The 23,748-nt window shown below is 65.0% G+C and carries 22 protein-coding genes; 4 read left to right on the top strand and 18 right to left on the bottom strand.

Annotation, left to right across the window (positions count from 1 at the left end; genetic code table 11):
• Nucleotide 1: 1 nt before the first annotated feature.
• The 4 genes from AC3IT0_RS11335 (at nt 2) to AC3IT0_RS11320 (ending at nt 3,035) form a co-directional block, all read left to right on the top strand.
• A complete protein-coding gene (locus tag AC3IT0_RS11335) occupies nt 2-889 on the top strand; it encodes a putative RNA methyltransferase (protein WP_489319906.1) in 888 nt (295 codons plus the stop codon).
• Between the two features lie 102 nt (nt 890-991).
• On the top strand, nt 992-1,456 hold the full coding sequence (locus AC3IT0_RS11330; protein ID WP_489319905.1) for an NfeD family protein: 465 nt from the start codon (nt 992-994) through the stop codon (nt 1,454-1,456).
• Between the two features lie 32 nt (nt 1,457-1,488).
• Nucleotides 1,489-2,439, top strand: a complete 951-nt coding sequence (locus tag AC3IT0_RS11325) for an SPFH domain-containing protein (protein ID WP_489319904.1) — start codon at nt 1,489-1,491, stop codon at nt 2,437-2,439.
• Between the two features lie 248 nt (nt 2,440-2,687).
• On the top strand, nt 2,688-3,035 hold the full coding sequence (locus tag AC3IT0_RS11320) for an RNA polymerase-binding protein RbpA (RefSeq protein WP_056627246.1): 348 nt from the start codon (nt 2,688-2,690) through the stop codon (nt 3,033-3,035).
• Between the two features lie 142 nt (nt 3,036-3,177).
• Here the strand turns inward: AC3IT0_RS11320 and AC3IT0_RS11315 are convergent, their stop codons facing one another.
• The 18 genes from AC3IT0_RS11315 to AC3IT0_RS11230 form a co-directional block, all read right to left on the bottom strand.
• A complete protein-coding gene (locus AC3IT0_RS11315) occupies nt 3,178-3,921 on the bottom strand; it encodes a polyprenol monophosphomannose synthase (RefSeq protein WP_489319903.1) in 744 nt (247 codons plus the stop codon).
• Nucleotides 3,922-4,038: 117 nt separating this feature from the next.
• Complete coding sequence (locus AC3IT0_RS11310) at nt 4,039-5,706, bottom strand: amidohydrolase (protein ID WP_489319902.1); 1,668 nt, start codon at nt 5,704-5,706, stop codon at nt 4,039-4,041.
• Between the two features lie 63 nt (nt 5,707-5,769).
• Entirely contained in the window at nt 5,770-8,679 is a 2,910-nt protein-coding gene (locus tag AC3IT0_RS11305) for a DEAD/DEAH box helicase (protein ID WP_489319901.1), read from the bottom strand.
• A gap of 24 nt (nt 8,680-8,703) precedes the next feature.
• Nucleotides 8,704-9,498 carry a twin-arginine translocase subunit TatC gene (tatC, locus tag AC3IT0_RS11300; RefSeq protein WP_489319900.1) on the bottom strand — a complete coding sequence of 265 codons (795 nt, stop codon included), beginning with the start codon at nt 9,496-9,498 and terminating at the stop codon, nt 8,704-8,706.
• A 48-nt stretch (nt 9,499-9,546) separates the two neighbouring features.
• Nucleotides 9,547-9,822, bottom strand: coding sequence for a Sec-independent protein translocase subunit TatA (gene tatA / locus AC3IT0_RS11295; protein WP_489319899.1), 276 nt, complete (start codon nt 9,820-9,822; stop codon nt 9,547-9,549).
• A gap of 32 nt (nt 9,823-9,854) precedes the next feature.
• Nucleotides 9,855-10,208 (bottom strand): hypothetical protein, encoded by a 354-nt coding sequence (locus AC3IT0_RS11290; protein ID WP_489319898.1) that lies wholly within the window; start codon nt 10,206-10,208, stop codon nt 9,855-9,857.
• Nucleotides 10,209-10,218: 10 nt separating this feature from the next.
• A complete protein-coding gene (locus tag AC3IT0_RS11285; protein WP_489319897.1) occupies nt 10,219-12,204 on the bottom strand; it encodes a helix-turn-helix transcriptional regulator in 1,986 nt (661 codons plus the stop codon).
• A gap of 106 nt (nt 12,205-12,310) precedes the next feature.
• Nucleotides 12,311-12,706 carry an FKBP-type peptidyl-prolyl cis-trans isomerase gene (locus AC3IT0_RS11280; RefSeq protein WP_056340002.1) on the bottom strand — a complete coding sequence of 132 codons (396 nt, stop codon included), beginning with the start codon at nt 12,704-12,706 and terminating at the stop codon, nt 12,311-12,313.
• Nucleotides 12,707-12,747: 41 nt separating this feature from the next.
• Nucleotides 12,748-13,680: an FKBP-type peptidyl-prolyl cis-trans isomerase gene (locus AC3IT0_RS11275; RefSeq protein ID WP_489319896.1), complete on the bottom strand. Its 933-nt coding sequence runs from the start codon at nt 13,678-13,680 to the stop codon at nt 12,748-12,750.
• 110 nt (nt 13,681-13,790) lie between these two features.
• Nucleotides 13,791-15,155, bottom strand: a complete 1,365-nt coding sequence (pafA, locus tag AC3IT0_RS11270) for a Pup--protein ligase (RefSeq protein ID WP_489319895.1) — start codon at nt 15,153-15,155, stop codon at nt 13,791-13,793.
• 1 nt (nt 15,156) lies between these two features.
• Nucleotides 15,157-15,888, bottom strand: coding sequence for a proteasome subunit alpha (gene prcA / locus AC3IT0_RS11265; RefSeq protein ID WP_489319894.1), 732 nt, complete (start codon nt 15,886-15,888; stop codon nt 15,157-15,159).
• Nucleotide 15,889: 1 nt separating this feature from the next.
• Nucleotides 15,890-16,708: a proteasome subunit beta gene (prcB, locus tag AC3IT0_RS11260; protein WP_489319893.1), complete on the bottom strand. Its 819-nt coding sequence runs from the start codon at nt 16,706-16,708 to the stop codon at nt 15,890-15,892.
• 83 nt (nt 16,709-16,791) lie between these two features.
• Nucleotides 16,792-16,995 (bottom strand): ubiquitin-like protein Pup, encoded by a 204-nt coding sequence (locus AC3IT0_RS11255; RefSeq protein ID WP_056339984.1) that lies wholly within the window; start codon nt 16,993-16,995, stop codon nt 16,792-16,794.
• An 82-nt stretch (nt 16,996-17,077) separates the two neighbouring features.
• The gene (dop, locus tag AC3IT0_RS11250) at nt 17,078-18,697 is read right to left on the bottom strand and encodes a depupylase/deamidase Dop (RefSeq protein WP_489323776.1); all 1,620 of its coding nucleotides are present in this window, start codon (nt 18,695-18,697) and stop codon (nt 17,078-17,080) included.
• A 50-nt stretch (nt 18,698-18,747) separates the two neighbouring features.
• The gene (gene arc / locus AC3IT0_RS11245) at nt 18,748-20,499 is read right to left on the bottom strand and encodes a proteasome ATPase (RefSeq protein WP_489319892.1); all 1,752 of its coding nucleotides are present in this window, start codon (nt 20,497-20,499) and stop codon (nt 18,748-18,750) included.
• Nucleotides 20,500-20,582: 83 nt separating this feature from the next.
• On the bottom strand, nt 20,583-21,644 hold the full coding sequence (locus AC3IT0_RS11240; RefSeq protein WP_489319891.1) for a tRNA (adenine-N1)-methyltransferase: 1,062 nt from the start codon (nt 21,642-21,644) through the stop codon (nt 20,583-20,585).
• 113 nt (nt 21,645-21,757) lie between these two features.
• Nucleotides 21,758-22,924 carry a site-2 protease family protein gene (locus tag AC3IT0_RS11235; protein WP_489319890.1) on the bottom strand — a complete coding sequence of 389 codons (1,167 nt, stop codon included), beginning with the start codon at nt 22,922-22,924 and terminating at the stop codon, nt 21,758-21,760.
• Nucleotides 22,921-23,610 (bottom strand): HAD family hydrolase, encoded by a 690-nt coding sequence (locus AC3IT0_RS11230; protein WP_489323775.1) that lies wholly within the window; start codon nt 23,608-23,610, stop codon nt 22,921-22,923. The genes AC3IT0_RS11235 and AC3IT0_RS11230 overlap by 4 nt, the downstream gene beginning before the upstream one ends.
• Between the last annotated feature and the right edge of the window lie 138 nt (nt 23,611-23,748).

Raw genomic sequence — 23,748 nt, 5'->3', positions numbered from 1 at the left:
TATGCCATCACGCCTTCGCCCTCCGCTGCGCTGCCCGTTGTGCGGCGCCGCCCTGAATGCCCAGGGCGGTGCGCCTGACGCGGCCCCCAAGGCCCTGGTCTGCGGTTCCGGGCACAGCTTCGATGCGGCGAAGCAGGGCTACTTCAACCTGCTGGTGGGCAAGGGGACCGTCTTTGAAGCCGACACCGCCGAGATGGTGGCGGCCCGCTCCGCTTTCCTCGACGGCGGGCATTACCGGCCCCTGGCAGACGCCGTCGCGGCCGCCGTCGTGCCCGGGGTAACCCCCGGCGAACCATTCACTGTCCTCGATTCGGGTACGGGCACCGGGCACTATCTCAGGGCAGTGCTGGATGAGGTGCAGCGGGCTACCGACAGCTGCGCCGCCGTCGCGCTCGACATCTCCAAGTTCGCGCTCCGCCGCGCCGCGCGCCTCAACCCCGAGGCCGTCAGCCTCGCCTGCGATGTGTGGAAGCCGCTCCCGGTGGCCGATGCCGCCGTTGACGCCATCACGGTGATCTTCGCCCCCCGCAACGCAGCCGAATTCGCCAGGGTCCTCCGCCCCGGCGGGAGACTGGTGGTGGTGACGCCGCGCGCCGGACACCTGGCCGCCGTCGCCGCCCAGGCGGGAATGCTGTCCATCGAGGACGACAAGGACGCGCGGCTGACAGAATCCCTCTCGTCGCACTTCGTCGCCGAGTCCACCCGGGACTTGGATATCCGGATGATGCTGACGCCCAGCGAGCTCGCTGACCTGGCCTTCATGGGTCCGGCCGGACACCACCTGGACCGCACGGCCATTGCGGCCAAAATCGGAAGCGGCGAGGTGTCCACCCAGGTGGAGGCCCGGTTCCGGATCACCGTCTTCCGCCTGACACTGTCCGCACCGTAACGACTTGGCCACGTTCAACCACTGCCCTGCACGCAACCTGCCGTCCTGCTTTCCGGCGGACTAGGATAAATAGACAGCTACCGGAAGGTCAAGGGGGACGGGATGTTTGAATGGCTCGGCGAAAACTGGTGGGCCCTGTGGCTCACAGCCTTCCTCGCGTTCGCAGTGATCGAAATGATCACCCTTGACCTCTTCTTCATCATGCTCGGCGGCGGAACACTTGCCGCGCTCGTCGCGGATTTTGCCGGCGCTGACCTGTGGCTGCAGATTGTGATCTTCTGCGTCGTCTCACTGCTGATGATCGCCTTTGTCCGCCCGGTGGCACTAAGCCACCTGAAAAAAGGACCCGCCGAACAACGCACCAACATCGACCGGCTAATCGGCGAGCAGGCCCTTGTTATGGAAGCAGTCAGCTCCACCGGCGGCCTCGTCAAGATCGGCGGCGATGTCTGGAGCGCCCGGTCCTCCGGCGGCGTCCTGCCTGCCGGCCAGAAGGCAGTGGTCTCCGCCATCGACGGGGCCACGGCCGTTGTCTCCGCCCCGCCGGAGCAGGCCACTCAGTCCTAAGTACAGCCTAACAATTGGGGAATAGGAGACGTATGGATAACGCAGGAGGAGCCGCCTTGGCCATTGTGCTGGTGGTCCTGATCGTGTTCGTGATTATTGTTTTGGTCCGCTCAGTGCGGATCATCCCGCAGGCGAGGGCCGGCGTCGTTGAACGGCTCGGCAAGTACCAGCGGACCCTCAACCCTGGACTCACCATCCTGATCCCGTTTGTGGACCGGCTCCTGCCGCTCCTGGACCTGAGGGAGCAGGTGGTGTCCTTTCCACCGCAGCCGGTCATCACCGAAGACAACCTGGTGGTGTCCATCGACACTGTGGTGTATTTCCAGGTCACTGATCCACGCGCCGCCACCTATGAAATTGCCAATTACATCCAGGCCGTGGAGCAGCTCACCACTACCACCCTGCGTAACGTTGTGGGCGGCCTGAACCTGGAAGAGGCGCTCACATCCCGCGACCAGATCAACGGCCAGCTGCGCGGTGTATTGGACGAGGCAACCGGCCGCTGGGGCATCCGCGTCTCGCGCGTGGAGCTCAAGGCCATTGACCCGCCCCACTCCATCCAGGACTCGATGGAGAAGCAGATGCGGGCCGAGCGCGACCGCCGCGCTGCGATCCTCACGGCGGAAGGCACCAAGCAGTCCGCCATCCTGACGGCAGAAGGCCAGCGGCAGGCATCCATCCTTGCGGCAGAGGGCGACGCCAAGGCAGCCATCCTCCGTGCAGACGGTGAGGCACAGGCCATCCAGAAGGTCTTTGACGCCATCCACAAGGGAAACCCCGACCAGAAGCTGCTGGCGTACCAGTACCTGCAGACGCTTCCGAAGATCGCAGAGGGCTCATCGAACAAGCTGTGGATCGTTCCCAGCGAAATCGGCGAGGCACTCAAGGGCATCGGCCAGGCACTTGGCGGCACCAACCCTGACCCGAACGCGGCTGGCCGCGGGCTGTTCGACGAGGAACCCGCTAAACAGCCTGGTTCCTGACCCGGATCCGCCTCATACGGGCAGGGAGGGGATTCGCGCTTCGGCGCGGGTCCCCTCCCGTTTTGCAGCCAGACCCCATGCCGGTATAATTGAGTATTTGTCCGGTCGGACCAGATCCGCTGGAACAAGAATGCTTCGCAATGCGTTGAATCTTATGATGCAGCACAGTGCACACAGTAGTCCGGGGCGGTTATGCCGTACCGGCTTGCGTGGAGTCCTGCTCCGCGAACCGACCAGAGGGAGAAAACATGAGCGATCGCAGCCTGCGGGGTATGCGCCTTGGCGCGCAGAGCATGGAGACCGAGTCCGGCGTCGAGCCGGCTCCGCGCCAGCGTGTCGAATACCGGTGCGAGGACGGCGAGCAGGTCTTCGTGACGTTCTCTTCAGAAGCTGAAATTCCTCCTGTGTGGGTTTCCAAGACCGGCAAGGAAGCTCTCCTCGTTGATGGCGAACGTCCGGACACCAGCAACGAAAAGGCTGTCCGTACACACTGGGACATGCTCCTGGAGCGCCGTTCCCTTCCCGAGCTGGAGCAGATCCTCGAGGACCGGCTGACCATCCTGCGCGAACGCCGTGGCGAACGGCGCACTGCCTGATCCCAGCGGCGGTGACGGCCTCCCACGGAGGCCATAGCGTCAGGGATTGACGCGAGCTGAACAATTGAGAAAGGGCCGGCCCGGCAACGTGATCACGTTGCCGGGCCGGCCCTTATCTTGTGTGGCAGCGGCCGTTGCAGGGTCAGCCCTGTGCCGGATCCTTCTTGCCTGTGAGCCTGTTCCAGCGTGCCTGCAGGCCCCACCTGGTGACGTTGACCATGGCCTCAACAACGATGTTGCCGCTCATCTTCGACGCCCCGAGCTCGCGCTCCACGAACGTAATGGGGCGTTCCTCGATCCTGAGTCCCAGCTTGGCAACGCGCCACGCCAAGTCAACCTGGAAGCCGTAGCCCACCGAATCGACCTGGTCGAGGTTCAGTTTCTCCAGCGTCGTCCGCCGGAAGGCACGGTAGCCGCCGGTGACGTCCTTGATCTTCAGGCCCAGCATCAGCCGGGCGTACGTGCTGCCAATACGCGAAATTGCCTGCCGGTACAGCGGCCAGTTGACTACGCTGCCACCGGGAACCCAGCGGGATCCCATGGCAAGGTCCGCGCCCTGTTCAACGGCTTCCAGCAGCTGGGGAAGCTGTTCGGGCTGGTGTGAGCCGTCCGCATCCATTTCCACCAGAACGTCGTAGCCTGCCTCGAGTCCCCATTTGAACCCGGCAATGTACGCGGCTCCCAGGCCTGCCTTGCCTTTGCGGTGCAGCACGTGGACCTGCGTATCCTCGGCGGCAAAGCCGTCCGCAAGCTGCCCTGTGCCGTCCGGGCTGTTGTCGTCCACCACCAGTACATCCGAGGCCGGTACGGCTGCGCGGAGGCGTTGAAGAGTCTTGGGCAGCGATTCCAGCTCGTTGTAAGTAGGAATGATGGTGAGGACGCGCACAAAGGGCCTTCCTGGACGGGAGCGGTCGGAGCGGCTGAACGGTACCGGAGTAGCTGACGGTCAGGCGCAACTACCTATTATAGGGCGCTTTACCGAGGCACCGGCCGGTGTGTCCGGTCAGGAGCGCAGTGCCGGGCTGGAATACAGTTCCACGCCGTCCTTCACCGTCTGCAGGCACACCGGGTCCACACCGGTGTCCAGTGCCGGGAGAAGGGGCGTGCGGGCACGCGGATCCGTGCTCCAGGACTGGACACGTCCATCCGCCACCTGGACCATGAGCTCCTCAACATCCCAGACGGCGAAACTGGCGGGTGCGCCGGGAACCAGTTGCCCGGCCATCGGGTTGTGGTAGTTGGCTGCCCGCCAGCCTGCGCGGGTGTGGCCGAGGAACGCTGCGCGGGCCGAGATCCGTTCAGCCTGGTTGTGGTGTTCCAGGCAGGCACGCACGCTGGACCACGGGCGCAGCGGTGTCACGGGGCTGTCGCTGCCGAAGCAGATGGGAACACCGGCCGCGTAGAACGACGCAAACGGATTCATCGAGCGGCTCCGGTGCCCCAGGCGCTGCTCATACATTCCACCTTCGTTCCCCCATGCAGCGTCGAAGCGTGGCTGGGCGCTGACGGTGACGGAGAAGCGGGCCAGCTGTTGCACTGCGTTGGCGTCTGCTACTTCCACATGCTCGAAGCGGTGGCCGGCCGCGCGGATCCGTTGCTCACCCACTTCGGCGGCCGCGAGTTCGAGTGCCCTCAGCGCGGCATCAAGTCCCGCGTCGCCGATGACGTGGAAGCCGCCCTGGATGCCCAGCAGCGAGCAGGCTGCCAGGTGGGCGCCGGCCTGCTCTGCCGAGAGGTAGAGGCTGCCCCGCTCCCCTGCCGCGTCGCTGTAGCCGGACCTCAGGGCCGCTGTCCTGGAGCCGATGGAACCGTCAATGTTCAGGTCCCCTGCCAGGCCGCGCACGGATACGCCCAGTTCGTCCAGCAGCGCCCGGGCCTGCTCCTCCGAAGTGGCCAGCTCGCCCCAGTACGGCAGGACCTCCGGCATGGCCGCTGTCATTGCCTCGTCGGCAGACGTGTTCCACGCGGCGGCAAGGCGAAGGTCGGAAACTCCCCCGATATGCGGCGCGGCCATCTCCGCCAGTGCCACGTAGCCGTTTTCGGCCGCTTCGGTCAGGGCCCGCCGCTGGTACGCCATGAGGCTGGCCTCCGGGAGCCGCCGTGCTTCCTGACGGGCGGCTGTATGGGCGGCCCGCTTCACCTGTGACCCCGCGGTGTAGCCGTCGAGCCCGCCAAGCCCTGCGGCGGCAGCCAAGGAAGAAGAGACCAACGCCGAATGTGCATCTACCCTGGCCAGGAACACGGGCCTGCCACCGGACGCCTGCTCAAGTTCCTCGGCCGCCGGCAGTGCCGGGTCCTCCCACGTGGATTCATCCCAGCCATGGCCCAGCAGGGGGCCGACGCCTGTGGCCGTGGCCACGGCATCGAGCAGCTGGCGGGCGGAACGGATCCCGCCCAACTGGAGGGAACCCAGCGCGATGCCGGTTTCCGTGAGGTGGACGTGGGAGTCAACAAACCCCGGTGCTACCAGGGCTCCGTGGAGGTCGATGATCTCCATGGAGCTGTCGGCGATGGAGGATGCGGCCTGCTCGGAGCCGACCCAGGCAACGGTGTCGCCGTCAACCAACATGGCGGTGGCAAAGGGGTCCGCTGCTGTGTAGACCGAGCCGTTGCGGTACAGGACCACCTTCCGCTCGTGCGGCGCGGGTGTGGTGGAACGTTCAATGGTCATGCGGGCGAAGCTCCTGGGACTAGGGGAAAGATGGCAGCCTGCCGGTACGTCAGAGCCGGCACGTCAAAGTACGGAAGAGTAGGCCACGACGCCGCGGCGGATGAGCGAAATGGCTTCCGCGCAAAGCCTGGACAGGCGCGGCTCCAGGCCGGGAATCTTGGCGAGCTGGTCCAGGAGATCGATCACCTGTTTCACCCAGCGGACAAAGTCGCCCGCCGCCAGGTCCGTGCCGCTGAGCACTTCCTGGAGGTGCCGTCCCTTGGCCCATTTGTACATCGGCCAGACGAGACCCAGCTCCGGTTCGGCGGTCAGTGGAAGTTTGTTGGCCTCTTCCACGTCCTCCAGCGCCGACCACTCCCGGACCACCACATCCACAGACGATTCAAGGGAGACGCTCGGCATCCGGGGGCGGAGGCCCCTGTCCTCGCGTTTGGCCTGGTAGACCAGGACGCTGGCCAGGGCTGCTACTTCGACGGCGTCCAGGTCGTTTAGCGCGCCCAGCCGCAGTGATTGCGAAATCAGCAGGTCCTTCTCGCCGTAGATCCGGCGGAGCCGCTGGCCGTCAGAGCTGATGGCCAGGCGCCCGTCAGCTCCAGCTTCCAGGTAGCCGTAGGCGGAAAGGACGTCGCAGACCCGATCGAAGGTCTTGGCGATGGTGTTGGTCCGGCCCTGAATCTGCCGGACCAGGGCGTCCGTCTCTCGGCGTAGTTTCCACCAGCGCTCGGACCACCGGGCGTGGTCCTCACGCTCGCTGCAGCCGTGGCAGGGGTGGGCCCGCAGCGCCCGGCGAAGTTCCGTGATGCGCTTCTCCTGATGCGGCAGGACGGATCCCAGGCCAAAATCGGTGCTGCGGCCGGGGGCCGGCGGCCGGTTCTCCCGCAGTGCGTTCCGGGCCGACGACGCGAGGTCGCGCCGGGACTTCGGGACCTTTGCGTTGAACGACTTCGGGATCCGGATCCGAGTCAGGGGCGCGATGGGGCCTTCAAGGTCTTCTGTGCCGATTCGCCTGAGCTGGTTGTCGAGCGTCAGGATGGCAGGCCGTGGCTCCCTGCCGCTGTGGTCCGAGCTCAGCACAATCGCCGGCCCGGGCGACCGCCCGCCCGGGACGTCCACTACGTCCCCTGGCATCAGCCGCGCCAGGGAGTCTTCGTTCAGGGACTTGTGGGCCCGGGACTTGCTGCGCGAGGTGACATTTTCGGCGTCGGACAGTTCGCGGCGCAACCGGGCATACTCGGTGAAGTCTCCGAGGTGGCAGGTCATGGATTTCGCGTATCCCGCGAGGGACTCTTCGCGGCTGCGCACCTGCTTGGCAAGACCAACAACGGACCGGTCAGCCTGGAACTGCGCGAAGGAGGATTCCAGGATTTCCCGCGCACGGGGGCGGCCAAACTGCGCCAACAGGTTGATGCTCATGTTGTACGTCGGCCGGAAGCTGGAGTTCAGCGGATACGTACGCCGTGAAGCGAGGCCGGCAACGGCAGCAGGGTCCGTTCCCGGCTGCCAGAGGACCACCGCGTGGCCTTCGACGTCGATGCCGCGGCGGCCCGCGCGGCCGGTCAGCTGCGTGTACTCCCCCGCGGTGATGTCCACATGGGCTTCGCCATTAAACTTGTCGAGCTTTTCCAGGACCACGGACCGGGCTGGCATGTTGACACCCAGGGCCAGTGTTTCGGTGGCGAACACAGCCTTGACCAGGCCCTCAACGAAAAGCTTCTCCACCACTTCCTTGAACGTGGGAAGCATGCCCGCATGATGGGCCGCGAAACCGCGCAGCAAGCCGTCCCGCCACGTCCAGAAGCCGAGGACGTCCAGGTCGTCGGACGGGATGTCCTGCCCGGCCTCGTCGACGCGCTGGGCAATGATCCGCTGCTCTTTCTCCGTGGTCAGCCAGAGGCCGGAGGAGACGCACTGGGCAACGGCGGCATCGCAGCCTGCCCGCGAGAAGATAAACGTGATGGCCGGCAGGAGGTCCTGCCGGTCCAGGCTCGCGATCACCTGGGGCCGACTGGCTTTCCGGACGGCGCCGGGCTGGGCTCCCTGGCTGGCGCGGTCCTCTGTCCGTTGCCGGTGCTGGCGGCGTTGGCTTCGTCCGCCGTGGCCGAAGCGCCCAGCGAAACTTTGCTGGCCTTCGCTGCGTGCCATCTGGAGCAGGTCCGGATTGACCTCGAACCCCGGGCGGTCAGCGTCACTGGTGGCCGCGGTGAGCCGCTCCTGGACCGGTACCGGAACTCCGGTCTCCGCATCCGCAGGCGGCGCGATTTCGTCAAAAGTGGTTTCTCCGGCGAACAGGTCCACGATGTCCCGGCCCACCATAACGTGCTGCCACAGGGGAACCGGACGGTGCTCCGAGACGATGATGTCGGTGTCGCCGCGCACGGTATCCAGCCAGGCGCCGAATTCTTCGGCGTTGGAAACTGTGGCGCTGAGTGAAGCCACCTTGACTTCACTGGGGAGGTGGATGATGACTTCCTCCCAGACGGCGCCACGGAAGCGGTCCGCGAGGTAATGTACTTCGTCCATAACCACAAAGCCGAGGTCATCCAGGGTGTCCGAGTCCGCGTAGAGCATGTTCCGGAGGACTTCCGTGGTCATGACCACTACGGGGGCGTCGCCATTGATGCTCGTGTCCCCTGTCAGGAGACCGACGTTTTCTGCCCCGTACTTTTCGGAAAGTTCCGTGAATTTCTGGTTGCTCAGGGCCTTGATCGGGGTGGTGTAGAAGGCTTTGAGGTTTCGTTCCAAGGCGAGGTAGATGGCAAATTCGCCCACGATGGTCTTGCCGGCCCCGGTGGGGGCAGCCACCAGCACTCCCTTGCCCTCCTGGAGGGACCGGCAGGCGAGGTGCTGGAACTCGTCAAGTTCAAAATCAAGGGTGCGGACAAACCCGCCGAGGTAGGTGCCCGCTTCGGCCGTGCGTTCCACGCTGGCCCGGTAGCTTTCAGAGGGCGAGAGTGGCCCGGAAATAGAGGACATGCCTCAAGCCTAATGCGCCGCGCGCTACAGGTTCTTCAGTTCGGTGCCGGGCGTAGCGATGTCGGCTGTCGCGTCCGTCTCAGCAGCCTGTTTGGCAACCCGCTTGTCACGGCGCTTGTCGTTGAAGATACACAGCCCGATCGCAGCGAAGAACAGAATCAGCAAAGGCGCAGCGAGCAGGAACATGGACAACGCGTCCGTACCGGGTGCGGCCAGTGCAGCCAGGACAAAGACCAGGAAGACGATAATCCGCCAGGCTTTGAGGATGGTCCGGCCCCGGACCACACCAGCCATGTTGATCCCCACCAGGATTACGGGGACCAGGAACGAGATCCCGAGGATGAGCAACATCTGGGTGGCGAACGTAAGGTAATCGGTGGCCGAGATGTTGTTGGCGCCGGTGGCGGGTGTGAACTGCAGCAGCGCCCTGACCACGGTGGGGAACACGAGCCAGGCTACAAAAACGCCGGCCAGGAACAGGGGCACGGCAGCTGCCATAAAGCCGAGGGTGTACCCGCGTTCCTTCTTGGTCAGCCCCGGGGTGATAAACGCCCACACCTGGTAGATCCAGACAGGACTGGAGATCACCAGCCCTATCTGGATGGCAATCTGGATCTTGAACGCAAAAGGATCAGCGATGGTCGCAAAATTCAGGACCGCAGTCCGGCCGGTTTCCTCGGCAATGGAAATCAGCGGAGCCGAAAGGCTCGAGACGACGGGGTCGTAAAGGAACCAGCCGCCCACGCCGGCAACCAGCACGGCAATTGCCGCTTTGATCAGCCGGTTCTTGAGCTCCTTGAGGTGGTCCCAAAGAGCCATCCGCCCCTCAGGGTTGGACTTACGGCCCCGCGTGAGTGCCACTTCGGGTTAAGCGCGGGTCGACGGCGGAACGTCAGTGCCGTCGGTCGGCTCACCGGGCTTCGCCTGCGGGTGGTTGACGATCTTGCCTTCCACCGGGCCGGATGCCGTGTCGGTGGAGTCGGTTTTGCCGTCGTTCTTCATTTCCTTGACCTCGGACTTGATGATCCGCATGGACTGGCCAAGGCTGCGCGCCATGGCCGGGAGTTTGGGCGCGGCGAAAAGCAGCAGCGCAACGACGATGATAATGACAATTGGCCACGGGCCTTCAAAGAGTCTTCCCACGGGAATTCCTTTCCTCTTACAACATCCTACGTCTAACTGAGATTGAGATCGCGAAGTGACTGGGGCTGTCCCCGATCGTGCCTGCGCTGGACGCGCCTCTGGCGGCGGCCCTCCCGGCGGGATGACTTGGATGCGTCGTAATCATGACGCATCCGGGCCGGTGAGGCAAAAACAGCCGCACCGGGTTGGGCTGGCCCTGGCTCCTGCAGGCCGTCATCGACGTTGGCCGCTGCAGGAGCCAGGTGTGCCACCTTGGCTCCAGCGGCGCCCAGGTCCTTCACTACCGCCATGAACTGGCGGTACAGCCGGATGCCCAGGAGGACATAAAAGAGCAGGGAGAGCGCAATGAGCGCAATCCAGATCAGGATCCAGGACCACCAAGGCATGCTGACGAGTCTAGCCGCCGTACCGGGCCAGGGCCGCCTCGATCCAGTCCAGCGCTGCGGTCCCCAGCTCGGAAGGTTCGAGGATCCGGGCGGCCCCGCCGTGCTGGGCCACAAACATGGGCAGCCAGGCCGTACTGCCGAACCGGATCTCGGCTACGAGGCCGCCGTCGGGAAGGGGCGCCACACGTTCGGCGTAATAGTCGTCCGCCAAGCCGGCGCCCTGCCTGGTGAGTTGGACGAGGACCGTGGTGTCGTCGTCGTTGGGGGTGAACAGCTTCGCCGGGAAGCCTTCACCGAGCCGGATCTGCGTGGAAGCTGGCTTTCCGTTCGGGTGGACCTCCTGGACCCTGTCCAGCCTGAAGTTCCGCAGCCCTTGGGCCGAATGGCAGTAGGCCTCGAAGTACCAGGTGTTGTCCAGGGAATACAGGCGGAGCGGGTCCACGTCACGTTCGGAGACCTGGTCCCGCTGGGCGGAAAAATACACAAGCCGCAGCTGCGACCGTTCCTGGATGGCGGCACGGACAACATCAAGGACGGCCGAATCCGTGGGGCCCACCTCCGGACCGGCGAGTGACCCGGCCCGCAGCCCTTCTTCGCCGGCCGCTGCCATCAGTTTGAGGGTCACTGACTCCAGGGCGCCTCCTTCGGCAAGTTCGGGAAGCCCGTTGAGTGTCTCGAGCCCGGTCAGCAGCGCGCAGGCCTCGTCGACAGTAAACCGGACCGGCCTCTTGAGATCCAGGTCCTGGGTGATGTAGACGTGGCCTTCCTCCCAATGGATGTCCAGGAGGTCGTCAGGGTATCCCTCGGGAAGGCCGGAGCAGATAAGGATCCGCAGGTCGCTTTCCAACTCCGCGGGCGTGACGCCGAACCGTGCTGCGACGTCCTGGATGTGCAGGCCTTGGTTGTGGACCAGGAACGGAACCAGCTGCAGCATGCGCTTGAGCTGGTCCTCGGAGGTGCGTTTCCGGACGGCGCGGCCCCGCGGTGCGTCCGCAAACAGATAGGCAGGGCTGGGAGCGGCGCAGAAACCGGCGGCGTTGCGCAGCCGGTGCCGCACGGCCGCGACCAGTTCGTCGGGAGCATGTGCCACCGCGTCCGGGCCATAGGACGCCAGCTCCTCGGCCAGCACCTCAGCGTCCCTGAACCTGATCTGCAGCCGTTCGTAGCCGGCGTCGGGCGTTCCCGTACTCCCGGCGGGAACCGGCGTGGTGCGCCGGCGCAGCCCTAGGAGGCGGCCCTCCCGGACGTCCACGACGGCGGTCCGGAGCGGAAGTTCCGGAAGCCGGTCCAGTTCTGCGCGGACATTGAAGTTCGGCGGCGCCGAGTAGGTTTCCTTCTCCAACACCGTAACGGGGCCCGTGAACCGGGATAGCCGGAAGTGGCGCGGAGCCTTGCGCGAGCGGTCGTAGCCGGTCAGGTACCACTGGCCAAAGCGGCTGCCGAGGCCCCACGGCTCCACCGTCCGTTGCGCTTCGTTGCCGGTGGTGCCTGCCAGGTAGGGGAAGCTGACGGGGTGCTGGGCGTGCATGGCAGCCACAACATCATCAAAGGCCTGGCCCGCCGGCCGGATCCGCGGCTGCACACCAAGCGGGAGTTCGACGTCGGACAGGGTACCGGAGGCCTGGAGCTTGCGGAGGGCGCTGGCAGCGGCGGTTCCCAGGGCGGCACGCTCCCACAACTGGGACGCCAGGAGGAGGACCGTCCACTCCCCCGGGCTCAGCTGGACATCGGGGAGGCGGTTCGATTCCTTGCCGATGCGGTAGCGGGTGGTGGCCGGATCATCTTCGCTCCAGCCGAGGTCCGTCACGGTTTCCACCTCGAACCCGAAGTGGCGGAGGTCATTTTTATCCCGCTCAAACATCCTGCCGAAGGCCACGTCGTTGCCGGACGTGTCGTGGTAGACCTTCGCCCGCAACTCTGCACGGCGCAGGCCGTATTTGGTGTTCAGCAGGGCTATCAGGAGGTTCAGCAGGCGTTCAGTACGGGAGACGGACACGCTGGCTACGTTACTAAACTCCGCCGCGGAAAGCAGAAAGCGCGGCAACAACAGGAATACAAAAACCCTGATTGTTACCGCGCCTTCCGGCGTTACCATGCTTCGGTCAGCGGACGCCCACGAGGTCCACCACGAAGATCAGCGCTTCGTTGGGGCCGATCGCTCCGCCGGCCCCGCGGGAGCCGTACGCCAGTTCGGAAGGAATCTCCAGGCGACGGCGGCCGCCCACCTTCATGCCCAGCAGGCCCTGGTCCCAGCCCTGGATGACCTGGCCCACGCCCACACGGAAGTCCAGGGGCGCGCCGCGGCCCCAGGAAGCGTCGAACTCTTCGCCGGTGGACCAGGCCACGCCGACGTAGTGGGTGGAGACGGTGTCGCCCTTTTTGGCCTCGGCACCGTCTCCCTCGATGAGGTCGGTGATGACCAGTTCGGTGGGGACATCGCCTTGCGGGAAGTCAATTTCCGGCTTCTGGCGGTCGAAATCGCGCTGACCAAATGACATGGTTGCTCCTTTGTTTGTTTGGGTGGGTGATGTGTTGCTGTTTATTTGACGCCGAGGATGTCCACAACGAAGACAAGGTCACCCTTGGCTTCGCCCTGGCCGGCATCACCGTACGCCAGGTCCTTGGGGACCACCAGGAGGACCCGGGAGCCCACCGTCTTGCCCGCCAGTCCCTGGGTCCAGCCCGGAATGACGCCGGTCAACGGGAAGCTGGCCGGCTCGCCGCGGTCAAAGCTTGAATCAAATTTAGTGCCGCCCACGAGGTTCACGCCAACATAGTTGACGGTCAACGTGTCGGATTCCTTAACCTCGGCGCCGGTGCCCTTGATCAGGTCCTGAGCCACGAGGGCTGTGGGCGCAGCGATTCCGTCAACGGAGATCTCCGGTATGCCCTGGTCGTTGTCCTTCACGGTCGGCAGGCCGGCCGGCGGGGTGACAGTCTCGCCTTCGGGCTTTTCGAGGGCCGGCTGGACGTCTTTGGTGGAGAGCACCTTAATCAGGAGCAGCTGCGTGGGCTGGGCGGGGGCGCCTTCAGCCGTTGCGGCCTGGCCCGGGATGGCCAGGGCAAGGCTGGAGCCGACCTTGGCGCCAACAAACGCACTGTAGATGACCGGGCTGCCGGTCTTCAGTTCCTCGTTCAGCTCCAGCGGTTCGGGCTCGCCGGGGAAGGTGTCCTCCAGCGTGGATCCGTCCGCACCGCTGAGCGCGAGGATAGAGATGTTGGCGATCTGGTTCTCTTTAACCCGGTCGCCGTCACCTTCGGTGACCACCTTGATGGTGGGTTCGGTGACTTCGAGGGGCTTGGAGAACTCGACACCGGGAGCCTTCTTGTCCCCGTTCTCCGTCAGTTTCAGGGAGTCGAACTTGGCAGTGTCACCGGCAGACTGGCTGGTGGGTTCCGGTGCTGCGGGCGAACCGCCACAAGCGGTGAGCAGCAGCAGGCCGGGGATCAGGATTGCTAGGAGTCGGCGCACGTAAGAGAACTTTCGTCGGGGCAGGGTGGATGCGGAACCGGAATCAGGCGCCCGGTACCGCTGCAAGGCCAAGGAACGGCCCCATCAAGGATAGCCCGTGAACCTGAGCGTCAGCCCATAGAGCCCAGCAGGGCATCCACCCGCTCATCGACGCTCCGGAAGGGATCCTTGCACAGGATGGTCTGGTGTGCGCGGTCGTTCAGCTTCAGGTGCACCCAGTCCACGGTGTAGTCCCTGCCGAGTTCCTGGGCGCGCCGGACGAAATCGCCCCTCAGCTTGGCCCGCGTGGATTGCGGCGGCACGTCCACGGCGTCCTTGATCACGGTGTCGTCCACAACCCGCCGAACCGCTCCCCTGGACTGCAGGATGTAGTACAGTCCTCGGCTCCGCGAAATGTCATGGTACGTAAGATCCAGCTGCGCAATCCTGGGCGCGTCCAGTCCCAGACCGTGCCGCTCCCGGTAGTTGTCCATCAGTTTTTTCTTGATGGCCCAGTCGATTTCCGTGTCGATGGTGCTGGTGTCACCGCTCTCGATCGCGTTCAGGGTCCGTTGCCAAAGATCAAGGATGAACGGAACGTGGGCGTTGTGGGCCCCGTGCTCCTGCACAAAGGCCGTGACCTTGGTGAGGTACTCCTGCTGGATCTCCAGGGCTGTGAGCTGGCGGCCGTTGGCCAGACGGACCAGCGCCCTTCCGCTGAGGTCGTGGGAAATCTCGCGGATGCTGCGGATGGGATTTTCCATCCTCATGTCGCGCATGATCACCCCCGCCTCGATCATGCGCAGGATGAGGTCCACGGTTCCCACCTTGAGCAGGGCCGTGGTTTCGGACATGTTGGAGTCGCCCACAATGACATGGAGCCGGCGGAAGAATTCGGCGTCGGCGTGCGGTTCATCGCGGGTGTTGATGATGGGCCGTGACCGGGTAGTGGCGGAGGAAACGCCCTCCCAGATGTGGTCTGCCCGCTGGGAAAATGCGTAGGTGGCCCCGTGCGGAGTCTTCAGGATTTTTCCTGCGCCGGCGATCAGCTGGCGGGTCACCAGAAACGGGATCAGGATCTCCGCGAGCCGGGAGAATTCGCCGCGGCGCGGGATGAGGTAGTTTTCATGGCTGCCGTAGGAGTTGCCGGCCGAATCGGTGTTGTTTTTGAACAGGTAGACAGTGCCGTTGAAACCTTCGGCGGCCAGCCTTGCCTGTGCCTCGTCAACGAGGTCGTCCAGGATCAGCTCGCCCGCGCGGTCGTGCGCAATGAGCTGGGCCAGGTCATCGCACTCGGCCGTGGCGTACTCAGGGTGTGAGCCGACGTCGAGGTACAGCCGGGAACCGTTGGTCAGGAACACGTTGGATGACCGTCCCCAGCTGACCACCTTCCGGAACAGGTACCGGGCCACTTCTTCCGGGGCCAACGGCCTCGAATCGGGGCTCGAATACGAGATTCCGAACTCGGTCTCGATACCGAAGATCCTCTTGTCCATCTCAGTCCTCCTCAGCAAGCAGCGCCGTGATATCAGCATCATTGAGCCGCCGGAAGGCCCGGCGGAAACCCCGGGAGGTTTCCGACTGCCTGTCCAGGACGGCAACCTCCACGGCTTTGGCGGGAAGGGTTCCTCCCGCTTCGCCCTGTTCAGCGGCCTGGTCCGGGCCGCTGGCCAGGCCGCCGGTAGCCAGGCGGACAGCGCCTGCGAACCGCAGTGACGGTCGCCAGCCCTCGGCGATGACCGCAGCGACACGCTCCGCCTGGCCGCCCATCACGATGAAGCCGTTCTCGTCGGCGATGGACCCGTCGAACGTGAGCCGGTAGAGGTGGTCCAGTTCCGGCGTGGGGCCAACTTCGGCAACGGCCAGTTCCACTTCGAAGGGCTTCTGTTCGGCGGTGAACACGGCACCGAGGCTTTGCGCGTAGACGCTCGCGAGCCCCCGTGCGGTGACATCCTCACGGTCGTAGGAGTAACCACGGACGTCCGCGTACCGCACCCCGGCCTGGCGCAGGCTTTCGAATTCGTTGTACTTGCCGACGGCGGCAAAGGCGATTTTGTCGTAGATCTCGCCGATTTTGTGCAGTGAGGGTGAGGGGTTCTCAGCGACCAGGGCAATGCCGTCCTGGCAGCTGATGACCACCACGGACCTGCCGCGGGCGATGCCCTTCCGTGCGAAGTCCGCACGGTCCTTCATCAGTTGTTCAGGCGAGACATAGAACTGCTGCGTCATCTCAGGCCTCCCGCCGCTCGGCGGACCTGGTTTCGATAATCCGGCCCGCCACAGCGGCGAGCTCGGATTCGGGGATGCGCCGGGCACCATCCCTGTTCACGGTGTACACCACCGGCCACAACTGGCGGACGGGATCCGGACCGCCCGTGGCGGAGTCGTCGTCGGCAGCGTCGTAAAGGGATTCGACCGCCACGGAGACTGCCTCGGCTTCGGCCAGGTTGGGCCGCCAAAGCTTCTTCAGCGCGCCGCGGGCAAACACGGCACCGGAGCCGACGGTATGGTGCTCGCGTTCCTCGTACCTGCCGCCGGTGACGTCGTAGGAGAAGAGCCGGCCCACGCCGGCGGTTGTGTCGAAGCCGGCGAACAGCGGCACGACGGCGAGTCCCTGCAGGGCCATCGGGAGGTTCCCGCGGATCATGGCCCCCAGCCGGTTGGCTTTGCCGTCCAGGCTCAGCAGGGTGCCCTCGATTTTTTCGTAGTGCTCCAGCTCCACCTGGAAGAGCCGCGTCAGGTCAATCGCGATGCCGGCGGTGCCGGCAATCCCCAGCACCGAATACCTGTCAGCCGGAAACACCTTTTCGATATGCCGGCTGGCAATGACGTTGCCCATGGTGGCCCGCCGGTCACCGGCCATCAGGACGCCGCCGCCAAAACTCATCGCCACGATCGTGGTGGCATGGGGCACCTGCAGCGGAGCAGCCGACGCTGCAGCAGGCGCGGCACGGTTGTACGGAAGCAGGTCCGGCCGGTCGCGCTGCAGATGCTCGGTGAATGAGGATGTCGCGTTGCCGGCTACCTGGTTGGCGGTTGTTTCCTGCACTGATGCACTCCTTGTACGTGGTCCTTCAACGTCGGTACAGATTTCCGGCCGGACGCGGCTTCCGCCACCCATCCGGATCCGGGTTACTGGCCGCCCTTTTGGACGAACGCGCGGACGAACTCTTCGGCGTTGGACTCCAGGACGCCGTCGATTTCATCAAGGAGGTCGTCGACGCCCTGAGTGGCAGCCGATGCCTGGGCCTCGGGGGCTGCCGGGGGTGCCTCCGGGATCTCGTCCTCGACCTGGCTGTCGTGTGATTGTGGCTTCTGCTGCTCCTGGCCTGCCATGGTGATCTCTCCTCTAATCCTCGGATCCGGGCGGATCTGCTGATACGCCCATATTGCCACGCTGTCCGCCCGACGGCGCGGTTTACGCCGCAGGCGGAGCGGTATTCTGCCCCAAAAGTTCGGCGAGGAACGGACCTGCCGTCCGGTGGCGGGCAAAGAGCCCTCCCGTGAGGGACTTGGTACCGCGCAGGGGTTCCCGGGTTGGCACGCGCTGGAGCCGTCCGTAGCCCGGTACATCGAAGATGACCGAGTCCCAGCTGGCGCCCACCACGTCTTTGCCGAAGCTGCTGATGCACCGCCCGCGGAAGAAGGCACGCGTGTCCGATGGCGGTTCGGTCATCGCTGCGGCGATGGCACCGTCGTCGACGATTCGCTGCATGCGGTTCCTCGCCAGGAACCGGTAGTACAGTCCCTTCTCTGGCCTGATGTCTGCCCACTGGAGGTCAACAAGGCCGAGCCTCGCGTCACCCCAGGCAAGGTTGTCGCGGTTCCGGTAGCCGTCGAGGAGGGAGAGCTTGGCCAGCCATTCCACGGAGGTGGCCGCCGCGTTCCGGTCGGAATCGAGCTGGGTCAGCGTGGCCGCCCAGCGTTCCAGCACGTCATGCGTATGGCCGTCCCCGTCCACGGCATCGGCAACGCCGGAGTCCTGGGCCAGTTTTGCTGCCGCCTCGTAGTAGATCCACTGCAGGTCCAGGGCCGTCACGCGGCGCCCGTCCAGCAGCCTGAGTTTGGCTGTCAGCGACGTATCGTGGCTGACTGCCTGGAGGGCTGCAACGGGTTCGTGGACCTCCACCTTGGGCGCCAGCCCGGCCTCGATCAGACTCAAGACCATGGCAGTGGTGCCGAACTTGAGGTAGTTCGAGGATTGGCTCAGGTTGGCGTCACCGATGATCACGTGCAGGCGCCGGTATTTGTCGGCGGTGGCATGCGGCTCATCCCGGGTGTTGATGATGGGACGCCGGATGGTGGTTTCCAGGCCCACCTCGGCCTCGAAGAAATCTGCGCGCTGGCTGATCTGGTACCCGGGCGTGGAGCTGTCCTGCCCCAGGCCCACCCGCCCGGCGCCGCAGATGATCTGGCGAGTGACGAAGAACGGCGTTAGCCCGCGAACGATGTCCCCGAAGGGCACCGAGCGTGGCATCAGGTAGTTCTCGTGGGAGCCGTAGGAGACGGACTTGTTGTCCGTGTTGTTCTTGTACAGGTTGACCGGGGGCAGTTCGGGATCCGCGGCCAGGCGACGGACGGCCGCCAGCGCGACGAGGTCCCCGGCTGCATCCCAGATCACCGCATCGCGTGGGTTGGTCACCTCGGCACTGGAATACTCCGGGTGTGCATGGTCCACGTAAAGGCGGGCTCCGTTGCCCAGGACCATGTTCATCAGGAGACTGCCGGACTCGTCCTCGCCGTCCAGTTCCAATTCCTCGCGGCCGTAGGCAAGCGCCACCGCTTCGGCGTCGAGTACCGGCGGCTGGTCCGTCAGCTGGCTGGGGTGGGCCGAGGCCCGTTCCAGGGTCCAGCCGCGGGCGTCGTGGAGCGGCTCCTCGTCCGTGTAGTCCCACCGGGTCTCGGCTCCTCCGGCTGCCCTTTGCCGCGTTACCTGGGCGTAAGCCTGGACAACGCGGGCGGACATCATGGTGGCGTTGGCTCCGGGCGCAGACGGGGCGTGTATGCCGTATTCCGTTTCCGCACCCATGACGCGCATGGCCCCGCCGGCCGGGAGCCCTCCCCCGCCGGGGCGTTCCGGGGCTGCCGTCACAGGTACTGTCCCGTGTTCGGCATCGTTTCGATGGACTTGCCGGGCTCCTGGCCTGCCTTACCCTGCACGATGGTGCGGATGTAGGTGATCCGTTCGCCCTTCTTGCCTGAGATCCGGGCCCAGTCGTCCGGGTTGGTGGTGTTGGGCATGTCCTCGTGCTCGCGGAATTCATCCACCACGGCACGCAGCAGGTGCTCGATCCGGAGACCCTTCTGGTGCAGCGTCAACAGATCCTTGATGGCGTACTTCTTGGCCCGGTCCACAACGTTCTGGACCACGGCGCCTGAATTGAAGTCCTTGAAGTAGAGCATTTCGGTGTCGCCGTTGGCGTAGGTGACTTCCAGGTACTCGTTGGACTTCTCCGTGGAATACATGGCTTCGACCGTGCGCTGGACCATGGCGTCCACCGTCGCCTGGACGTCGCCGCTGTGCTCGGCGAGATCGGACTCGTGGAACGGCAGGTCGGTGGTGATGTATTTGTTGAAGATGTCCGCCGCGGCCTCTGCATCGGGGCGCTGGATCTTGACTTTCACGTCCAGGCGGCCGGGACGGAGGATGGCGGGGTCGATCATGTCCTCTCGGTTGGATGCACCGATCACAATGACGTTGTCGAGCCGCTCCACGCCGTCGATCTCACTCAGCAGCTGCGGGACGATGGTGGTCTCGACGTCGGAGGAGATCCCGGTTCCGCGTGTACGGAACAGGGAATCCATTTCATCAAAGAAAACCACTACAGGGCTGCCGTCCGACGCCTTTTCGCGGGCCCGGGAGAAGATCAGGCGGATATGGCGCTCTGTCTCGCCCACGTACTTGTCCAGAAGCTCCGGACCCTTGATGTTGAGGAAATAGCTCTTCAGGTCCACATTGCCGGACCGCTCCGCCGCGCGGGCGGCGAGGGAGTTGGCAACAGCCTTCGCAATCAGGGTTTTGCCACACCCTGGCGGGCCGTAGAGCAGAATGCCTTTCGGGGCTTTCAGCCCATGTTCGCGATAGAGGTCCGGGTGCAGGAACGGCAGTTCGACAGCATCCCGGATCTGCTCGATCTGCGGACCGAGGCCGCCGATGTCCTCGTACGTGATGTCGGGGACTTCTTCGAGGACCAGGTTCTCCACTTCGGAGCGGGGAACTTTTTCGAGTGCGTAACCGGTACGCGAATCGATGGAGAGCGCGTCCCCCACCCTGAGTTTTTCGGTGAGCAGGGCTCCGGAGAGCCTGATGACACGTTCCTCGTCCGCTCGCCCCACCACCAGTGCGCGGTCCGTTCCAAGCATTTCCTTGAGGGTCGCGAGTTCACCGGCGCGTTCATAGCCGAGGCCGGCCACAACCAGCAGTGCCTCGTTGAGGAGAACCTCCTGGCCGACCGCCAGCTGGTTGATGTTGACCAGGGGGCTGATGCCAACCCGCATCTTCCGGCCGGCGTTGAAAATGTCCACCGATTCCTCGGTGGCGGCCTGGCCGCTGCTGCCCGGCGACGGCAGCCGCCTGGGGTTGAGCTGGAGGACGGTGCCGAAGCTGTACGGGGGCTGGCCCTCCTGGTCCAGGGCATTTTTCAGCCTCAGGATCTCGGCCTTGGCAGCTTCCAGCATGCTGACCAGCTTCGCGTTGTTCTGCGTGGCGGCCGCAAGTTGACGGTCAATGTGCCTGAGTTTGTCGCGGAGGACATTGGCCTGCCGCTCCGCAGCCGACAGTTCGTTGGCGGCCGACTGCTCCGCCGGTGTACGTCCGGAGTCCTGATTCGGCGTCTCCATGGTGCATCAGCCCCTTCCTGCTCTTCTTCTTAAGACCTTAGCCCCAAGTTGGCAGGTACTGCTGGAGACTCCCGAAATGTGGACTAGTTCGTGATCTCCGGTTCGTCCTTGACGTTGGTGCCGGCGATGGCATCGCGCGCGGCACGGCGGAGCTTCTTGTCCGAAACCAGGCGTTCGCCGACGGCACCGGGAGTCCAGGCGTTGACGTCTTCTTCGTTGAAGCCCGTCTTCGAGGGACGGCGCTTGACGGAGATGCCGGTGACACCGTCGGCAAGCCGGCGGGTGACCAGCAGGAAGCCGGTATGGGCCACCATGCGGTGGTCCGGACGGACGGCCAGGCCCTCCAGGTGCCAGCCGCGGACCATGGACTCCCAGGCGTCAGGTTCGGTGAAACGGCCGTCAGCCCTGATGGCCTCCGCGGTCCGGGACAGCTGCGTGACCGTGGCCACGTAGTTGATCCAGACGCCGCCGGGTGCGAGAACAGTGGCGACGGCGTCGAGGCACTCCCAGGGTGCCAGCATGTCCAACACAACACGGTCCACGGATCCGGGCTCCTCGCTGCGGACTACTTCCTCCTGGAAATCGCCCAGTGAAATCTTCCACGCAGGGTGCGGGCCGCCAAAGATGGTTTCCACATTCCCGCGGGCAATGTCCGCAAATTCCTCACGGCGCTCGAAGGAGTGCAGGTAGCCGTTGTCGCCAACAGCACGGAGCAGGGAGATGGACAGCGCTCCCGAGCCAACGCCGGCTTCAACAACCCTGGCGCCGGGGAAAATATCGGCCATAGTGACGATCTGGCCGGCGTCCTTCGGGTAGACCACTGCGGCGCCACGCGGCATGGAGAGGACAAAATCCGAGAGGAGCGGGCGCAGCGTCTGGTACTGCTGGCCGACGTTGTTCACAACAACCGAGCCATCAGCTTTTCCGATAATCTCGTCATGGTTCAGGAAGCCGCGGTGCGTGTGGAAGGCGCCGCCGCTTTCAAGGGTCACGGTGTTCATGCGGCCGCGCTCGTCCGTCAGCTGGACCCGCTCCCCTTCACGGAAAGGTCCGCGGCGGCGGGCAGCTCCCACCGGCGGGGTGCTATTGGCGGCAACACCGGTGGTGGATGGTGCTGCGGCTTCGGCGACAGATTCGCTGCTCATGGATTTTCCTCGCTCCTGTAAAACTGTGGGGCCACGCATCGACATGGGTCCGCCCGGTGCGGCGCAGGCCTCCGGGCGGCCACGCGGCGGCAATGCACGGCCGGCACGTAACTCTACCGGCTTTGACCCTGCGGATGCCTATTCGACCGGTCAGCCTTGCCGGTGATGGCGGCCACCACCACGTTCTGCGCCAGAAGGCCGGTGACCGTTCCGTGATGGTCCACCACGGCATATTCGTGACCGTCAAGCTGGGAAAGGTACTGGATCAGCTCCTGCCCCTGGGACGACTCAGGCACGTAGGCTCCTGCCGCGAGGGCATAGGACACTGCAGTGGCAGGGGTGGAACCGGCCGCATAGTCAGGAACCGCGGCGAGGGCGCCAGGGTCCACAACACCCTGCGGGCGTCCATCCGGCCCGCAGACCACAACGGCCCGTGAGCCGTCCGGTGACAGCCTGCGGATGTCCGCCACCATGGCGGTGGCTGGAATTCCGATGGCGGGAGCCGCCAGGGCAGCGGCGCTGACCAGGTGCATCCGTCCGCGCAGCGTGCCCTGCTGGATTGACGCGCTGGCACCCATCCAGAGGAAGCCACTGACGAGGATGGTGATCATGAGGAGGCTGAAATCAGGCGTCTGACCGGCTAGCAGCGGCCGGGCAATGAACCAGAAGGCCAGCGCCACCACGATGACGCGCCCGGCCCAGCCGGCGGCGACGGTGCCTTTGGCCTGGCTCCCGGTTGCTTTCCATACGGCCGACTCAACGATCCTGCCGCCGTCCAGCGGCAGTCCGGGCAGGACATTGAAGATGCCGATGACGAAGTTGGCCCACATAAAGATGTTCGTGAGGATCCCGGCCACGGTGCCCATGCTGGTGCTCGAGAGGACCATCCAGGCACCGCCGGCGAGGACCAGGTTGGCCGCCGGCCCTGCCAGCGCCACGATGACCGAGCGCGCCGGCGTCGCCGTGAAATTCTCAAACTGGGTGTGGCCGCCCCAAAGATTCAACACGATCTTCTGCGTGGGCCAGCCATAGATCTTGGCCGTGAGGGCGTGCGCCAGTTCGTGGACCAGGACGGAGATCAGGAGCAGCAAGGCGTACGCGAACGCCACGTAGTACGCGGAGATGCCCAATGCCGGATTCTGCTCCAACAGCAGGGGACCGTAGACAATGACGGTAAAGGCGGCAATCACAAACCACGAATACGCCAGAATGACCGGGATTCCGGCGATCCGACCGAGCGGTATACCTTCGCGGCGGGCGGGGGCCGGCGCGGAACTCATGACAGGCTCCCCCGTACGGCCACGGCAGGTCCAGCCGCAGCGGCAGCCAGGCTGTCCGCTGCGATGGCCTCCAACTCGGAAACGGTGCGGCCAGCCAGGGAGTCCCAGATGGCGTGCCGGGGATCCTCCGGGATGGCGACAATGTGCGGAATGGCCACAGTGGCGACGCCGGACGCCACGGCCGCAGCTACTCCCGGTGCCGAATCCTCGAGGGCAACACAATGATCCACGGTCAGCTCCGGGTCCGCTTCCTGAAGCAGCTCCACCGCTGTCAGGTACGCTTCCGGGTGCGGCTTACCCTGGGTAACAGTGTCCCCCGTGACCAGGAATTCGAAGTACGGCTTGGGTAGGCTCGCCACAATCTCACGGGCCAACGGCTCCTCCGACATTGTCACCAGCGCACACCGCACACCCGCCTGATGCAGCTCATCCAGCAGCTCCCTCGCGCCGGGACGCCAGGGCACAGACCGCCGGACGCTCCTGATGACCTCCGCGGTCAGGTGGTCGATGATCTCCCGGCGCTCCAGCCGGACGCCGGCCTCCTGCAGGATTCCGGCCGAAAACGTCAGCGACTGCCCCACCAGCTGCATGGCCTGCCCGTGCGACCACGTTCCGCCATGGGCTTCGACGAGGGCATGCTCCGCGGCAATCCAGTAGCGTTCGGTGTCCACAATGGTGCCATCCATATCCCAAAGAACGGCTCGGAGCGGGGAAACGGGGGGTGAGGATCGCATGGTCCCAGTCTACGGGGCCCACCTGAACGCAAGCCGTGCGATACGCCGTCGGCGAATACCAGCATCGCCTTCAGGCGCCCACGCGCCCCG

This window comes from Pseudarthrobacter sp. KH_020_B, from assembly GCF_057840185.1.
The sequence above is the reverse complement of the archived record's forward strand: the minus strand, read 5'-3'. Positions and strand labels throughout refer to the sequence as shown.

Coding starts and splice junctions, on each gene's coding strand:
- AC3IT0_RS11335 (WP_489319906.1), top strand. CDS start 2: ATGCCATCACGCCTTCGCCCTCCGCTGCGCTGCCCGTTGTGCGGCGCC.
- AC3IT0_RS11330 (WP_489319905.1), top strand. CDS start 992: ATGTTTGAATGGCTCGGCGAAAACTGGTGGGCCCTGTGGCTCACAGCC.
- AC3IT0_RS11325 (WP_489319904.1), top strand. CDS start 1,489: ATGGATAACGCAGGAGGAGCCGCCTTGGCCATTGTGCTGGTGGTCCTG.
- AC3IT0_RS11320 (WP_056627246.1), top strand. CDS start 2,688: ATGAGCGATCGCAGCCTGCGGGGTATGCGCCTTGGCGCGCAGAGCATG.
- AC3IT0_RS11310 (WP_489319902.1), bottom strand. CDS start 5,706: ATGACCATTGAACGTTCCACCACACCCGCGCCGCACGAGCGGAAGGTG.
- AC3IT0_RS11305 (WP_489319901.1), bottom strand. CDS start 8,679: ATGTCCTCTATTTCCGGGCCACTCTCGCCCTCTGAAAGCTACCGGGCC.
- tatC (WP_489319900.1), bottom strand. CDS start 9,498: ATGGCTCTTTGGGACCACCTCAAGGAGCTCAAGAACCGGCTGATCAAA.
- AC3IT0_RS11290 (WP_489319898.1), bottom strand. CDS start 10,208: ATGCCTTGGTGGTCCTGGATCCTGATCTGGATTGCGCTCATTGCGCTC.
- AC3IT0_RS11280 (WP_056340002.1), bottom strand. CDS start 12,706: ATGTCATTTGGTCAGCGCGATTTCGACCGCCAGAAGCCGGAAATTGAC.
- pafA (WP_489319895.1), bottom strand. CDS start 15,155: ATGGACAAGAGGATCTTCGGTATCGAGACCGAGTTCGGAATCTCGTAT.
- prcA (WP_489319894.1), bottom strand. CDS start 15,888: ATGACGCAGCAGTTCTATGTCTCGCCTGAACAACTGATGAAGGACCGT.
- AC3IT0_RS11255 (WP_056339984.1), bottom strand. CDS start 16,995: ATGGCAGGCCAGGAGCAGCAGAAGCCACAATCACACGACAGCCAGGTC.
- dop (WP_489323776.1), bottom strand. CDS start 18,697: ATGCGCGTCATGGGTGCGGAAACGGAATACGGCATACACGCCCCGTCT.
- arc (WP_489319892.1), bottom strand. CDS start 20,499: ATGGAGACGCCGAATCAGGACTCCGGACGTACACCGGCGGAGCAGTCG.
- AC3IT0_RS11240 (WP_489319891.1), bottom strand. CDS start 21,644: ATGAGCAGCGAATCTGTCGCCGAAGCCGCAGCACCATCCACCACCGGT.
- AC3IT0_RS11235 (WP_489319890.1), bottom strand. CDS start 22,924: ATGAGTTCCGCGCCGGCCCCCGCCCGCCGCGAAGGTATACCGCTCGGT.
- AC3IT0_RS11230 (WP_489323775.1), bottom strand. CDS start 23,610: ATGGATGGCACCATTGTGGACACCGAACGCTACTGGATTGCCGCGGAG.